General features: G+C 69.3%; 13 protein-coding genes. 3 read left to right on the top strand and 10 right to left on the bottom strand.

The genetic code is table 11. From position 1 onward, the window contains the following. Nucleotides 1–29 precede the first annotated feature (29 nt). Both BG418_RS09085 and BG418_RS09080 read left to right on the top strand, forming a co-directional pair. The gene (locus tag BG418_RS09085; protein WP_188273205.1) at nt 30–533 is read left to right on the top strand and encodes an LURP-one-related/scramblase family protein; all 504 of its coding nucleotides are present in this window, start codon (nt 30–32) and stop codon (nt 531–533) included. 16 nt (nt 534–549) lie between these two features. Then, nucleotides 550–1,296 (top strand): metal-dependent hydrolase, encoded by a 747-nt coding sequence (locus BG418_RS09080; protein WP_317453575.1) that lies wholly within the window; start codon nt 550–552, stop codon nt 1,294–1,296. Between the two features lie 158 nt (nt 1,297–1,454). Here BG418_RS09080 and BG418_RS09075 read toward each other — a convergent pair whose 3' ends face one another. Together BG418_RS09075 and BG418_RS09070 are read right to left on the bottom strand one after the other, a co-directional pair. Beyond that, nucleotides 1,455–1,847 (bottom strand): hypothetical protein, encoded by a 393-nt coding sequence (locus BG418_RS09075; RefSeq protein WP_188273204.1) that lies wholly within the window; start codon nt 1,845–1,847, stop codon nt 1,455–1,457. Between the two features lie 12 nt (nt 1,848–1,859). Then, on the bottom strand, nt 1,860–2,759 hold the full coding sequence (locus tag BG418_RS09070; protein WP_188273203.1) for a helix-turn-helix transcriptional regulator: 900 nt from the start codon (nt 2,757–2,759) through the stop codon (nt 1,860–1,862). Between the two features lie 133 nt (nt 2,760–2,892). Here BG418_RS09070 and BG418_RS09065 point away from each other — a divergent pair, with 133 nt between their 5' ends. Continuing rightward, entirely contained in the window at nt 2,893–3,273 is a 381-nt protein-coding gene (locus BG418_RS09065; protein WP_188273202.1) for a nuclear transport factor 2 family protein, read from the top strand. Nucleotides 3,274–3,424: 151 nt separating this feature from the next. Here the strand turns inward: BG418_RS09065 and BG418_RS09060 are convergent, their stop codons facing one another. From BG418_RS09060 to BG418_RS09025, 8 genes are all read right to left on the bottom strand, one after another. After that, nucleotides 3,425–4,171 (bottom strand): hypothetical protein, encoded by a 747-nt coding sequence (locus tag BG418_RS09060; protein ID WP_188273201.1) that lies wholly within the window; start codon nt 4,169–4,171, stop codon nt 3,425–3,427. Nucleotides 4,172–4,341: 170 nt separating this feature from the next. Next, nucleotides 4,342–6,282, bottom strand: a complete 1,941-nt coding sequence (locus BG418_RS09055) for an ABC transporter substrate-binding protein (protein WP_188273200.1) — start codon at nt 6,280–6,282, stop codon at nt 4,342–4,344. A 136-nt stretch (nt 6,283–6,418) separates the two neighbouring features. Continuing rightward, nucleotides 6,419–7,669 (bottom strand): MFS transporter, encoded by a 1,251-nt coding sequence (locus BG418_RS09050; protein ID WP_188273199.1) that lies wholly within the window; start codon nt 7,667–7,669, stop codon nt 6,419–6,421. 3 nt (nt 7,670–7,672) lie between these two features. Further along, nucleotides 7,673–9,037 carry a hypothetical protein gene (locus BG418_RS09045; protein WP_188273198.1) on the bottom strand — a complete coding sequence of 455 codons (1,365 nt, stop codon included), beginning with the start codon at nt 9,035–9,037 and terminating at the stop codon, nt 7,673–7,675. Then, nucleotides 9,037–10,944, bottom strand: coding sequence for a phenylacetate--CoA ligase family protein (locus BG418_RS09040; protein WP_188273263.1), 1,908 nt, complete (start codon nt 10,942–10,944; stop codon nt 9,037–9,039). The genes BG418_RS09045 and BG418_RS09040 overlap by 1 nt, the downstream gene beginning before the upstream one ends. Nucleotides 10,945–10,949: 5 nt before the next feature. After that, the gene (locus BG418_RS09035) at nt 10,950–12,173 is read right to left on the bottom strand and encodes an acetyl-CoA carboxylase biotin carboxylase subunit family protein (protein ID WP_188273197.1); all 1,224 of its coding nucleotides are present in this window, start codon (nt 12,171–12,173) and stop codon (nt 10,950–10,952) included. Continuing rightward, nucleotides 12,170–13,129, bottom strand: a complete 960-nt coding sequence (locus tag BG418_RS09030; protein ID WP_188273196.1) for a 3-oxoacyl-[acyl-carrier-protein] synthase III C-terminal domain-containing protein — start codon at nt 13,127–13,129, stop codon at nt 12,170–12,172. The genes BG418_RS09035 and BG418_RS09030 overlap by 4 nt, the downstream gene beginning before the upstream one ends. Beyond that, the gene (locus BG418_RS09025) at nt 13,126–14,001 is read right to left on the bottom strand and encodes a TauD/TfdA family dioxygenase (protein ID WP_188273195.1); all 876 of its coding nucleotides are present in this window, start codon (nt 13,999–14,001) and stop codon (nt 13,126–13,128) included. The genes BG418_RS09030 and BG418_RS09025 overlap by 4 nt, the downstream gene beginning before the upstream one ends. Nucleotides 14,002–14,025 lie beyond the last annotated feature (24 nt).

The following is a 14,025-nucleotide window of genomic DNA, read 5'->3' as shown; positions in this document are numbered from 1 at the left end:
TGCCTGAGCGATCTGGACGGAGGTATCCCATGCGCTACCTGGTACGCGACCGCATGCTCGCCTTCCATGAGGAAGCGTGGGTGGAGACCGAGCACCGGGAGAAGCTGTTCAAGGTCGACCGCAAGCTGTTCCGGCTGCGGACGACCTTCGACTTCGTGGACACCCGGGGCAACCACGTTGCCAGCATCGTCAAAAAGGTCTTCACGCTGCACCACACCATCCTGATCAAACAGGACGGCGAGACGGTGGGCTTGATCAGCAAGCGGACGCTGCGGATCTTCGGCGACCGCTTCAAGGTCCGCCTGGGGGACGGTCGCAGGCTGCGCGTCGTGGGCAACCTCTGGGACCGCGAGTTCGACATCCAGCACCACGGCACTACTTTGGCGCATGTCTCGCGCCGCTGGTTCACCATCCGCGACGCCTATGCGGTCGACGTGATGAGCGAACGGGACGCGACCATGCTGATCATCCTTGCGGTGTGTGTGGACCACATACTTGAGGACCGCGAAGGCGAACGACTCACCAATCTCTGACACACAGACACAGGGCGTGCGCTGCACCCGTGGCGCCGAATCGGGGGAGAACAACCACACCATGATGGGTCATTCGCATGCCGTCAGCGGCGCGCTGCTCTTTGCGGGCGCCGCACCCTATCTGCCGCCGCTGATGCTCCACACGCATCTGGCGCCCCAGGAGATCCTGATGGGAACGGTGCTGTGCGCCGGTGCGGCGCTGCTGCCCGATCTCGATCACCATGACGGGACGATAGCCAACTTCCTCGGCCCGGTCTCCCGGCTGCTCTGCCGGTTCGTCGCCTGGGTCTCCGGCGGGCACCGCCACGCCACGCACTCGCTGTTCTTCGTCGCCTTCATGGTGCTGGGCAGCTGGGCCGGAATCGCCTATCTGGGGCGGCCGTTCACCCTCGTCATGACCTTCTTCCTGCTGGCCCTCGCCGTGCGGGCGCTCAACCTCTGCCCGCCCGGGCACGGGTTCCACGCCTGGGGCACCATCGTCGCCCTGGCCGCTCTGGGGACCGCGGCCATCGCCAAGTTCATTCCCTCCGCGCCCGGCTGGCTGCCGTACGCCATCGGCCTGGGCTGTGTGGCCCATCTGCTCGGCGACTCCATCACCAAGCGCGGCGCCCCGTGGCTGTGGCCGCTCAAGACCCGGTACGAGATCGTCTTGATCAAGCGGAGCGGCAACAAGCTGGAGACCGAGATACTCACCCCGCTGATGGGGGTCGCCACCGTCGTCCTGCTGTGGCTGACCGTCCTGTCGCCGCACCCTCTCAACTGATCAACCCATCGGCAGCGGTGGCTGGTTGGGTGCAGTCGCCGCAGCCTGCCGGTCGGTCGCCGACGGTGTCTTGGGCTTCAGTCGGCGGGTGCGGTCGGCGACATCAGCGGCCGAGCAGGTCGGCGAGGGCCCGGCCACCAGCTGGCGATCTTGTGATGTCAGATCTGGCAGGGCCAGAGGGCGACGTTGTCTGCTTCGATACGGATCTCCACCCAGGTGCCGTGGCTGCACTCAGGGGGAGGCGCAGAGAAGTCGAACAGGATCTGTGCGTCGCCCATTTCCAGGATCGCCATGCCGTCCTCGGTCAGGGCAAGCCGGCCGCGCAGGACCAGCTGATCGTGCTCCTGCCAGAGTCCTGGCTCGGCACGGGCAGCCAACTGTGTGTTGTGGCCCCAGAGAAGGTTCTCGTCCACGCTCCACTCGATGTGATGGCAGCCGTCTGCCTTCTCCGGATCACCACGCCAGGACGCCACGGCGGTTCCGACGGGCGTGTGAACCCGGACCTTCAGCGGCCGAGGACTCTGCGGCAGCTTCTCGACACGGACCAACATTCCCTCTCCTGACTAGCGCTGGCGTGTGCGGAAGCCGCCGGGGGTGTGGCCGGTCTCGCGGGCGAGGAATTTGCCGAAGTTGGTGGGCTCGGAGAAGCCGAGCGTCCGGCCGATCGCGGCGACAGGCAGGTCGGTGTGCACCAGCAGGCGTTGCGCCTCCAAGACGACGCGGGCGTCGATGAGTTGCTTGGCGGTGCGGCCGGTGGCGGTCTGGCACGCGCGGGTCAGGGTGCGTGGTGAGTAGCCGATCCGGGTGGCGTAGCTCTGCACGGAGCGGATGGTGGCGAACGAGCGCTCCAGCTCGTATCGGAAGGCGCGGAAGACCTCGCCGCCCGTGGGCGGGAAGGTGGCGCGGTCCGGGTGCGGTAACCGGGCCACGCGCAGCAGCAGCGTGCCGAGGAGCTGGCGCAGCAGTTGAACGGTGAGGTCGGCGTCCAGGTCCTCCTGGTGGCTCCCCGCTGCGTGGTATTCGGCCGCGATCTCGGTCAGGGTCCGGTCGAGGGCTTCGTAGTCGCCCGGGGACAGTGTCCAGTGGGCCGGGCCGAAGCCGTCGAGAAGGGGCGTGGCCAGCGGCAGGGGTGGCAAGAACGCGGCGGTGAAGAGCACCAGCACGGCATCCAGTTCGGCGAGGCGGCCCGTCGCGTCGGCCGGGAACCGCTGTACCTGCCCGGGCCGCACGTGCAGCAGCGTGCGCGGTGCGCAGGGCCGGGGGACGAAATCGACCATCGCGGTTCCCGTGCCGCCCCGTACGAGAAGCAGTTGGTGGAAGTCCGGCCGGCTCGTGGTGCGGGCCACCGTCCTCCTCAGACGGCGGCGCAGGGCGTCAAATGTCAGGACCTCGATTCCCAGCCGGGGGAGGTCAGGATTGCGGTAGGCGATGTCGATGACGTCGCGTTGTCCAACTTCAACCATGGCAGGTCCCGACCCTACCTCGCTGTGGGAGCCCCCGGACACGGATCGTGGAGGCAGCGCCGCGCGCCGCCGGCCCCAGGGCCCGCCGCGCACGCGGACATCACTGCCCTGATCCCAGGAAGGACCAACCACTGTGAAATCCGCTATTGCCGATCCCGCACAGCTGCCCGTCGCGTTCGAGGACGCCCTCAACCGTGGTGACGTCGGGGGTGTACTGGCCTTGTTCGCGCCGGGGGCCACCATGCGTACAGTGACCGGCGAGGTCATCGTCGGCCACCTGGCGCTGCGTCAGGAGATCAGTGGGACGGTCGCCGCCCGTGGACGGCTCACCAACATCTTCCGGCACGCTCTGCTCGGCGCCGAGTCCGCTCTGCTCGTCACCGACTGGACCCTCGAAGTCACTGCCCCCGACGGCGAGCGCGTCGTTTCGACCGGCACCACGGCCAACGTCGCGTGCCGAGACGCCGACGGCTGCTGGCGGTTCGCCGTGCTCAACCCGCTCGGCACGTCCTGACCATCAGGAGCGCCAGCATCCACTGACCCGGGTGGTCCGCCCCGCCGAGAGCGGTCGGGCGGACCACCGGGGCTCCGCAGTACCACTGGGGTTGCCGAGATCGGAGCCGCCGAAAGACGTCCAAATAATGCCGAACCGGCCGGAGTCCGGATCAGGCAGTCTTCGCCGCTGCGGCGACCAGCTTCCCAGCGGCCTTGGACAGAGCCTTGGTGAACGCCTCCAGTCCACGGTCGCCATGGTCCGGGTAGTTGTTCAGCACCGTCGTGATCGCACCGTGGCTGCGGACCGTACCCATGTCGAAGTCCATCTGCATGTCGCCCTGGACGATCTTGACGGTGTAGCGGATGGACTCGTCGGCGTACTTGGGCTGCTCGGCAGTCTTCTTGACCGTCACCGTGGCCTTGTGGCCGCCCTGCTGTGCGGTAAAGGTTCCGCACTGCTCAATGGCTGCTCGCAGCCCTGCCATCGCCCGCTCCGCCTGGGCGCGCGGGTAGCCGCTGACGTCCTGCGCCACGGTGGTCTGGTCGCCCTTCTTGGTGAAGACCTCCTGGGCATTGGCCTTGTAGTCCGTCCCCAGCCGACCGCTGTTGAGGACAGCGGTCACCGGAGCGCACAGCGCCTTGGCGCCTGTCATCATGTCCTCTTCCGCGCCCTGCGACTTGTCCAGGCCCGTGTTCGCCTCCAGCTTCCATCCGGCCGGCAGGTCCCCCAGCCCGACGAGGGCCTGCTGTGCCTGCTCGGCGGTGATGGAGTCCGGGACGGCCGGGGCCGACGGCGCAGCCTTGCCCTTCTTGTCGGCCTTGTCGGCGGAGTTGGAGCCCCCGTTGCAGGCGGACAGCAGCAGGAGCGACGAGGCGGCCAGGGTCGCGAGGGCGAGACGGCGGGTGCGAACGTGCACGGATGGTTCCTTTGCGCAAAGAGCAAAATGTCGACCGTAAGTATGCACAGCCCTGGCAGTGGTCTCTCGGCGGGGAGGCTCGAAGGTACACAGCGCATCCACTCGGCCCTGGCTGCTGGCTTCGGAAGCTCGGGTCGACTCACACCGCCGACGTGACAACGCCTCCACGATCACTTCGTGTAGTACCAGAACTCCGGTTCATAGCCCTCGAACGGGTCCTGGACCGGCATGTGCAGCCCGTCGGCCACCTCGTAGATCGCCACGGTGTTCTCGTTGTAGATCACCGGCAGATGGTCGTTGATGTAGTCCTCGTACGCGTACATGTCCTGGATGTCGTTGCTGGTGATCGTCTTGGCGATCAGCTGGTCCAGGTGCGGATCCGAGTAGCCCCACACGTTCGCCCCGGCCCCAGTGGCGAACAGGGCGTCGCCGGTCGGGTAGAGCTGAGGGGAGTAGACCCAGCCTCCGTACAGGACCGCGTCCCATGTGCAGCCCGCCGGGTTTGTCGCACCGCACAGCGATGCTTCGCCCTGCAGGTGGTCCACCGGCTTCTCGGCCAGGTTCACCGCGATCCCCGCCTGCGCGAGACTCGTCTTGTACGAGGCCATGATCGCCGGCAGATCGGCGTTGCCGGACTGGTAGTCCAGGGTGAACTCCGCCTTGTCGTCGGCGGCGATGTCGGCCCCGCACTGTCCCGCTCCCGTCCCCGGGTTCCTGCACACGGCCGGGGTGGTGCTGAGGTCCCAGCCGTTCGCTGCCATCAGGCTCCTGGCCTCGGCCGGGGCGAACTTGATCTGGTGCTGCTGGGCGTTGGGCGACAGCGGGTTCCCCGTCGGGATCGACGGCACGGCGCCCGTCGTCGGGTACCCCCAGCCCTTGAGGGGGCCGTCGATGGCGCCTTGTTGGTCGTACGAGTCCTGGAGGGCCTTCGTGAAGTAGGGCTGTCGGAACAGCTTGCCGTGTTGGCTGCTCTGGAAGTTGATCTGGTAGTAGGTGATCGAGTCCAGATAGGTCACCGGTGCGATGTGGTAGCCCTGCCGGGCCAACGGATTGCCCGCCTGTGGGTCGTTCTTGTTGAACTGCGCCGCATGCGCCTTGGGCAGGATGCCGATCTGCAGGGCGTTCGGGCTCGATGCTCCGGCCCGCAGATCCGCGTATTCGGTGTCGGCGTCCGTGTACGCGACGAAGTCGACCTCGTCCAGGTACGGCTTGTGGACGCCGGAGTATGCCTTGTTGCGGACGATGGAGTAGGCGCCGGAATCCGCGTCGTAGGACTTGAGTTTCCAGGGGCCGTCCGAGATCTGCCAGAGCGGGTTGGTCGCGAAGGTCTTCTTGTCGACCGATGCCGCGCTCAGGTACCGGAAGACCGGGTCGCAGTCGGCCTTGAGCGTCGGAGCGTCGAACGCGTCCGACGCGCACTTGCCCCTTGTGCCGTCGGGGCCGGTCACGTCCCACGCGGAGGGCATCGGAGTGATCGTGGTCAGGACGTTCTGCAACACCCACGTCCGGTTGTACTGCCGGTCGAAGGTGATCGAGATGCTGTGCTTCGCGGCCGACGTGGACACCACGTTGTCCGGGAAGTAGTTCGTCGTGGTCCCCGCGATGGTCATCGGTGGCGTGTAGTAGCCGTCGTGGTCCTTCTCGGCCTTGGCCATGTTGATCCAGAACTGGACGTCTTGCCCGGTGACCGGGTCGCCGTTGCTCCACTTCCAGTTCTTGAGCCGGATGCTGACGGTCTTGCCGTCGGTGCTCCAGACCGGGGCCCGGGCGGGCGACAGGTCGTCGTCGATTGCGATCTTGTCATTGCGTCCGGCGAAGTAGAGCGGCCGGAAGAAGAACTGCTGGAACTCCCCGATGTTGATCGAGGTGATCTGGTTGGCGTCCATGAACGGCCAGATCACGTTCGGGCTGTCGTTCGGCCGTTGCGCGATGCGGACCGTTCCGCCGTGCTTGGCGTCCGCTGCTGTGAGTGCCTCGGAGCGGTGGGAATGGCTGGCCGACGTGCTGACGGCGGCGCCGCCGGGGTTCGCGGCTGCCGCGACGGTGGTGACGGCGATGGCCGCCGCGATACCCGCCTTCGTCAGGGTCCTGCGGACTGTGCCGATGCGCATGAGAGCCTTCCGCTCGAAAGGTGTGTCAAGTCGGGTGCGTGGTGCGGGAGTTGGCGCGCGTTGATGGTGGCGGTGCCGCTGGCGTGGCAACGCCTCGCCGCAGGGGGATAGGGGCCGCGCCCTCGCCCGGCGGCGATCAGGCCGGTGTCGGGGCGTCGGCCTCATCGGTCGCCGCCCGGGCCGGAACCGGTGTGGCGAGGTGTTGGTAGGCGATCGTCAGGGCTGCCAGGGCCGCACCGGTCATGCCGGTGACCGCGAAGCCCCACGCCGGTGCGGAATGGTCGATGACGGTTCCGGCCAAGGGCGCGCCGATCGCTCCGCCGATGGTCATCGCCGAGCCCTGCAAGCCCGAGGCCTGACCGAGCGCCGAAGGCGGCACCGCATGGGTGACCTCCTCGGAGGCCGAGGCGAGGGTCGGTGCGCACACGAAGCCCGAGGGGAGCAGGGCCAGCGCCAGCCAGATCCATCCCGCGTGGCCGATGAACCCGGCGGGGGCGATGGCGATGCCCATGACGAGCATCAGCCTCGGCAGCCGCCAGGGCCGGGAGGTGGCGCCGTGCCAGAAACCGCCGATGAGCGAGCTCGCGCACCAGACCAGGACGCAGATCCCCGCCCATTCGGTGGCGTCGATCCCGCGCAGGACGGCGATGATCGAGACCTCGCTGCCGGCCAGGACAAGGTTGGCCGCCAGGCTGACGCCCAGGACCAGCAGGAGGCCGGGGCGGAGCCAGACACTGCGCTCGCCCGGTGCCAGGGGTGCTGCGTCGGCCGGTTCCTCGTCAGCGTCGTCGTTGGCCGGCGCCCCGTCGGGTGCGGTGAGTCGGGTGAGCAGGACCGCGGCCCCGATGTTGAGCAGACCGATCGCGGTCATCGTCACGGTCGCGCCGTGGAACGCGGTGATGGCCGCGACGGCGGAGGCCGGGCCGACCATGAACACCAGCTCGACGAGGATCGCGTCGAGGGCGAACGCCTGCCGCTGCTGATCGGCGGGGATGCGTACGGCGATCGCACGGCGGATGGCCGTGAACACCGGGAGTCCCAGGAACCCGCACACCATGGCGGCCGCCAGCAGTCCCGGATAGCCGAGATGGGGTGCGCCGACCCAGAAGGCGGCCTCGACCGTGCCGGTGAGCAGCACCACCGGGCGTACGCCGTGCCGGTCCAGCATCCGGCCCAGCAGGGGCGCGCCCGCGGCTCCGCCGATCGTCATCATGAGGTCCGCGAGCCCCGCCGCGCCGTATCCCTTGTGCATGTCCAGGACGACGTGCAGGGCGAGTGTCATCGACGCCGCGGTCACCGGCAGGCGCGCGAGCAGCGCGACGGCGAACAGGGTGCGCGCGCCGGGGGTCGCCAGGAGCCCGCGATAGGGCGCGAAGGCTTTGCGCACCGCTCATTCCTCCCCGACGCGGACGAGCATTTTCTCGGCGGGCTGGTCCGGGTACAGGTAGACGGCGGCCAGCTGCCGGTCGGCGGACGTGGCCGGCGCACCCGAACGCACGAGCCGCGCTCCGCCGCCACCCAGACCGCTCGGCATCCAGTACAGGCCCAGGCAGGCGTCCCAGGGCTCGGTGCGTCCGGTCGCGAGGTCCACCACCGGTTCCTCGCGCGGGACAACCCGTTCCTGGACCACCGCGCCGTCGAGGGCGCCGCGCCGCAGCGCGTCGGCCCACCGCTGATCCGAGACCAGCCACCCACAGGTGATGCCCTGGCCGCCGAATCCGCCGTCGGGCTTGAGGATCAGGTGTTCGCGGCGCTCGCGGCAGTCCGCGATCACCTTGTCGAGTCCTGCCGCACCCGGTATCAGGGCCCGGGTCCACGGAAGCACCCGGTCGATCAGTGCCCGTTCGTCCTGCGACATGTGCCCGCGCAACCGGGGGTCCGACAGGTACGCCAGGAACCGCTTGTTGTCGTGCAGATCGCACTCCAGCGGAGCCCACAGCACCACCTGTCCGGATCGGTGCGCGTCCTGCAACCGGGCCGTGATCAGCCACGTATCAGGGGCGTCGGCGACCTGGTCCAGGTCGAACAGCCGGTACACCAGGTCCACCCGGCTGCCCTGGAAACGCACCCCGGACGCGCTCACGTCCAGTTCACGGAGCTCTCCGATCCGGCAGTCGAGTCCTTCGGCCCGGAGCAGGCGCTGCAACGGGTACCACGCTTCGTCGCCGTACAGGCCGAGGCCGCCCGCCCCTTCGACCATGGCGACGACCGGCTCGCGGCCCGAGCAGAGGGGCGCGGCCGCCTCCCGCAGCGCACGGGCCAGCAGTTTCGTCTGGTCCAGGTAGTGCAGGCCGTGTGCTGTGCCGAACTCGCGGAACGCGGACTCGGCCCAGAACGCCGCCGCCAGCGGCCCCACCCATTCCTGGCCGCCGACGGACCCGCCGGCGTTGAACTCCAGGATCCGCAGCGCCTCGCCGTCGTGATAGGCGTCGATACGGCCGAAGCGCGGCGGGCTCTGCTTCTCGAAGGCCCCGATCAGCTCGGCCTTGCGCGCGGACAGGCCCAGCGCCCCGCAGGTCCGCTCGACATCGCCGTCGAACAGCCGCGTCGGCAGCGCCACGAGCAGCTCGACCGCCGCGAGCAGATCGGCTTCGAAGGCGCGCATCTGGGATTCGGGATAGACCAGCGGCCGTTCGAGGAACCGGCACCCCAGGTCGGTGAGGTCGGGATGGCGCTGGAGGTCGATCGCCCGCAACGGGCTGTCCGGCCTGGCGAGTTCCGCGTTGAGCAGCGCGGCTGTCGGTTCCGTCGGCATCACGGCTCCAGCCTCCGGTCGATCACGGTGCGGACCTTGCCGCTGACCGGGTGGCGCGGCAGCTCGCCTTCGCCGTGGCACTCCACGACGAAGCGGAACAGCACCTCATCGGACTCGAACTCCTGCCGCGTGCCGAGGAGTTCGAACGTCGACTCCAGGTGTGCCCGCAGCGCCTCGGGATCCAGCGGACGGGAGGACTCGGTCCGGATCACGACGGATTCCACCCGGTCGTGGGAGGCGACCTCGATCTGCACCTGGGAGACGCCGAACGGGGCCAGTTCGGCCACGACGTCCGCGTACAGCATGGTCTGGCTGCGGGCCTTGATCAGCCCGTCGGAACGGCCCAGATAGTCGAGCACCCGGCCGGTCAGGCCGCAGCCGCAGCTGTGCTCGTAGATACGGCCGACGTCGCCGATCCGATAGCGGATGAGCGGTCCTTCGAACTTCTGCATGCTGGTCACCAGCAGCTCGCCGAACTCGCCGTCGGGCAGCGGCCGTCCTTGTTCGTCGACCACCTCCAGCAGGTTGTAGTCGTCGCACACATGGTGGCGTGTCCCGCTCATCTCGGAGCACTGATAGCCCAGCTGCGCGCCGTCGTTGGCGGCCAGGACGCTGGCCACGATCCGGGTCCCCAGCTCGTCGCGGAGCCACTGCTTGTCCGACTCCATCATCGGGCTGCCGCCGTAGAGCACCTTCTCGATCCGCAGGTCCGGGCAGGCGGCCTTGGCATTGCGCAGCACCGGCAGGAGCAGTGCGGGCATGCCCAGGACGACGTTCGCCTCGAAGCTGCGCACCAGCATCAGCACGTGGTCCGCGGTCGCGACGCCGCCGACGGTGTACGTCTCCAGCGGCATGCGGGACAGTTCGTTCTGGCTGGTCACCATCCCGCCGTAGAGCTCCCCGCCGAACAGGGTGTTGATGACCCTGTCGCCCGGCCGCAGGCCCAGCGCGTACAGCACGGGGATCGCCTCGCGGACCATGTTGGTCCAGTCGGCGCGCGAGAAGACGATGTAGCGCGGGTCGCCGCTGGTGGCGCCGCTGCGGAGCACCTCGCCGCTGGGCCGGTCGCCGCTGCACAGCTCGCGCCCGGCTGGCAGGGAGTGCCGCTCCAAGGCCGACTTCTCCAGGATCGGCAGGTGTTGCAGGTCGGATCGGTCCGCCACCTGTGGCAGGGAGAGCCCCCGGTAGTACGAGGTGCGCCGCGCGCGCTCGACGAGATAGCGCAGGCGCGCCGCGATGCGGGCGTCCTGCCAGGCGCTGTCCGTGGCCCGGGCCTGGGCCAGTGCGGTGCCCGGGAGGTACTCGCGCCGGGACAGTGACTGGGCCCAGCCGGACGTGCAGTCGAGCCGGAAGCGCCGGGCATCGAGGGCGGCGTCCCGCAGTTGGCCGCGTACCGGCGGCAGCGGTGGGACGTCGATGTGGTGGGCTCCCGGGCAGGGCGCGCCCGGCTCGACGGTCAGCAGGGCGGGAAGCGGGAATCCGGGAGCCCGCATCAGGTTGTCGAGCGTCCGCCACCAGTTGGGCCGTGCGGTGCGCACGATGACGTCGTTTCCGGCAGCCCAGGCCAGCAGCAGCCCGCGCAGGGGCTTCTCGGTGGTGTCCGGTGCGGCGTCGTCGAGGACGACCGTGCCGAGCGGCGAGAAGGCGATCACGTCGTTGCTGTCCGTCAGCGGCTGCCACGGGTACTGGCACACGCCGCCGAAGAGTTCGTCCAGCCCTTCAGTGAGCTCTTCCGTGCGGAACAGGAAGTCGACGCCGGCGTCGGCGAGCGCCCGGGCCGCCGGCGAACCGGGCTCACGTGCCAGCGTCTGCTCGACGTGCGCGACGGCCAGGAGCAGATCGGTCGGGTAGTGGGGGGTGGTGTCGGCGGTCTGCGCCTGGGCCGCCGAGCGGATCGGGGTGGTCATGGCGGTCACGACGGGGGACCTCCTGGAGAGGGAACGGGCTCGGGCTGGGTCACGCGGATCGAGCGGGTGCAGTCGTCGAGGAAGCGGGCGAGTTCGACGGGATCGGGATGCGAGGCCTCGACGAAGGCGGGGACCTGCCATTCCTGGTACGTGGTCCGGCCGGATTCGCCGTCGGAGGTGATCGCGGGGTCTTCGAGCAGATGCAGCCGGTCCAGCGCCGGGTGGTCGCTCAGGCGCTGGGGCACGTCGGTCCGCCAGGGCCGGGAGGGATCCAGCCGGTGTCCGGGGAAGATCGCGAAGCCGTGGTAGTGCCCGCTGGGTGCCAGTCGGTCCGGCCGCGGCAGGCCGAGCCGTATCGCGATCTCGTGGTGGGCCAGATGGACTCCGGTGCGCCGCAGGTGGGCGGTGACGATGCCGCCGCCGCCGAGCCGGTTCGCCACCTCCAGGAACACCAGCTCCCCGGCCGCCGTCTCGAAGAACTCCAGATGGATGCACCCGGCCTCGATCCGGAGCGCTTGGACCACGTGCTCGGTGAAGGCCACATGACGCGGGTCGGCCGGTAGCTGCCCGGTGGCGATGGGGGCGCCGGCGGCGAAGTCGACGGGCTTGCCGACGTACCGGCTGACCACCAGGTCCATCACCTGGCCGACGGCCACCAGCCCGTCCGCGTGCAGCAGTTCACCGTCGATGTACTCCTCCAGCTGATAGGCCTGCGGATCGGGCAGAGCGCGGTAGTGGGCGACGGCGTCCTCGGCCGTGGCATGGACGGTGACTCCGTCGCTGGAGGCACCCAACCGCGGCTTGACGACTGTGCGGCCCGACCACGGCAGCGGTCCTGACGCAGGGGGCGTCGCCGCGAACCGCGGGTGGCGCACGCCGGCTTCGACCAGCGCCTGCTTCATGGCGACCTTGTCGCGGATCAGCTCCAGGTCCGCGCGACCGGGGCCGGGCAGGCCCAGGTGCTCACGGACCGCTGCGGCCTCCAGGATCCCGAACTCCGAGAGGGCCAGCACCTGTTCCCAGCCGTCCTCGCGGCTCGTACGGGCGATGATCTGCTCGGCCAGCCCGTCCGGGCCATCCAGCACCACGCGCCGGCACCGCAACTGCTGTGGGATCTCCGCGATCGAGGCGGCGGTCCCGAAGTACGCGATGTCGTGCGCCTCGTGGTCGATCGCCAGGTGGTAGCCGATCTTGCGATACGGGACCTGATGCATCACCAGGATCTTCACGAGCGACACTCCAGGGCCGTGATCCCCCAGCTGAACCCCATCGCACTGGTGGCCAGCAGGATCAGGTCGCCGTGCCGCACCCGCCCGGCGTCGACCAGCTCCCGCAGGGCGATGAGGGTGTCCGCCCCGCCCATGTGGCCCAGCCGGTCGTAGGCGAACACCGATTTCCCCTCGGGCAGGCCGAGGGTGGCCAGCAGCCGCTGGTGCATGTTCCGGTCGCCGTGGTTGATCAGCAGATGGGCGACATCGTCGAGCTTGGCTCCCAGCGCCCGCAGGGTCTGGTCGACGAGCATCGTGAAGTTCTCGACGTAGGCGTCCGCCAGGCCGCGCCGGTGGGGCTCGCGGCGGATCACGACACCGTCGCCGCGGTGCTCTCCGTGGTAGTAGTCGGCCCAGCCGCCGTCGGTGTGCAGGGCGGAGTGCGCCAGGGTGAAGGCCCCCGCTCCGGCGGTCAGAAGGACCGCGGCCGCCGCGTCGCCGAAGTTGAACAGGTCCACGCTGGCGGCGTCGGAGTGGTCGACCAGACGGCTCAGCCGGTCGCCGACCAGGACCAGGGCGTACCCCGAGCCCTGCGCGTCGAGCCGGTCGCCAGCGATCCGCAGCGCGGCGGCGGCCGCGTTGCAGAAGTTGCCGACCTCGAAGCAGTGCGCCCGCTCGATGCCCAGAGCGTGCGCGACCTTGGCCGCCGGCGACCAGAACGGACGGTCCCACTGGCCCGAACCGGCGTAGATCACCACGTCGATCCGCTCCGGTGCCACTCCGGTCCGGTCCAGGACCTCACGGGCCGCGTCCCGCGTCAGCTCCCACGCGGTCTCGTCCTTGCCCAGCGCGGGGAACTCCGCGACGTGGGTGACGGCCAGGATGTCGTCCACCGGCACCCCGGAGGCGGCGTGCAGGCTCTGTACGTCGACCCGCCCCTGCGGATACCGGACGGCGAGGTCCGCGATGGCGCTCACTGCACCCGCTCTTCGACCGGCGCCGCGTCGCTGTCCGCCGCCTCGATGCTGACCCGGTGCACGGTGCGCCCCACGCCCGGTTCGACCTCGGTGGCGATGTGGTAGGTCGTGCGGGTCTTCCAGATGACCAGGTCGTTCGGGGTCCACTGGTGGGTGTAGACGTGGCTCTCGTCCGTGATCAGCTCGTCCAGCATCGAGAAGAAGGCCTCGTTCTCGTTGGGGTCGAAGCCCTCGACGCCGTCCATGTACTCCCGGCTGCCGTAGACGTACGCGCGGCCGGTCTGCTCGTCCTTGCAGATCACCGGGTGCTGGACCGGGGGGTGCTCGTGCTCGGCCTGGGCCCGGAACTCGGCCGCGGACAGACCCACGTGCTCCGGACGTATGCGCAGCCGCTTGCTCACGGTGTGGTTGCCGGTCCTGTCGGCCAGCCGGACCCTCCACTCCTCGGAGAGGCGCTCGTACACGTCCACCGCGCTGGCGAACTGGGTGTGCCCGCTGGTGGACGGCACGTTGACGCCGTGCAGCATGGTGAACGGCGCGGGGTCGGCCACGAACGTGGAGTCCTGGTGCCAGAAGTTGCCGACCCGGGCCACGCCGACCGGCTTGCCGTCCTTCTGCTCGTTCGAGGAGATCATGATCTCCTCGAACTCCGGGTGCCGGTACTTGCTGATCACGAACGGCACGGGAGAGCCCAGCCGCCGGGCCAGCTCGATCTGCTGATGCGGCGTCAGGTCGATGGAGCGGACCACGACCACGTCGTGCGCGTGCAGCGAGTCGACCAACTCGGCCCACAGGGTGGGGTCCTGCAGGTCGTCGTAGTCCACACCGGTGTACTCCACGCCGACGAACGGGTTGCACGGCTTCTTGGTCATCACGATTCCTCCGGTATCAAGGTC

Origin of the sequence: Streptomyces sp. CBMA152 (assembly GCF_014596475.1) — a bacterium.
In the GTDB taxonomy this organism is placed as follows: domain Bacteria; phylum Actinomycetota; class Actinomycetes; order Streptomycetales; family Streptomycetaceae; genus Streptomyces.
Note: the sequence above shows the minus strand (reverse complement) of the source record. Positions and strands in the feature narration are given on the sequence as shown.

Bases quoted from the DNA above. Each gene is read 5' to 3' on its own strand.
- BG418_RS09040 (WP_188273263.1), bottom strand. From the start codon at position 10,944: ATGACCACCCCGATCCGCTCGGCGGCCCAGGCGCAGACCGCCGACACC.
- BG418_RS09070 (WP_188273203.1), bottom strand. From the start codon at position 2,759: ATGGTTGAAGTTGGACAACGCGACGTCATCGACATCGCCTACCGCAAT.
- BG418_RS09025 (WP_188273195.1), bottom strand. From the start codon at position 14,001: ATGACCAAGAAGCCGTGCAACCCGTTCGTCGGCGTGGAGTACACCGGT.
- BG418_RS09045 (WP_188273198.1), bottom strand. From the start codon at position 9,037: ATGCCGACGGAACCGACAGCCGCGCTGCTCAACGCGGAACTCGCCAGG.
- BG418_RS09075 (WP_188273204.1), bottom strand. From the start codon at position 1,847: ATGTTGGTCCGTGTCGAGAAGCTGCCGCAGAGTCCTCGGCCGCTGAAG.
- BG418_RS09085 (WP_188273205.1), top strand. From the start codon at position 30: ATGCGCTACCTGGTACGCGACCGCATGCTCGCCTTCCATGAGGAAGCG.
- BG418_RS09055 (WP_188273200.1), bottom strand. From the start codon at position 6,282: ATGCGCATCGGCACAGTCCGCAGGACCCTGACGAAGGCGGGTATCGCG.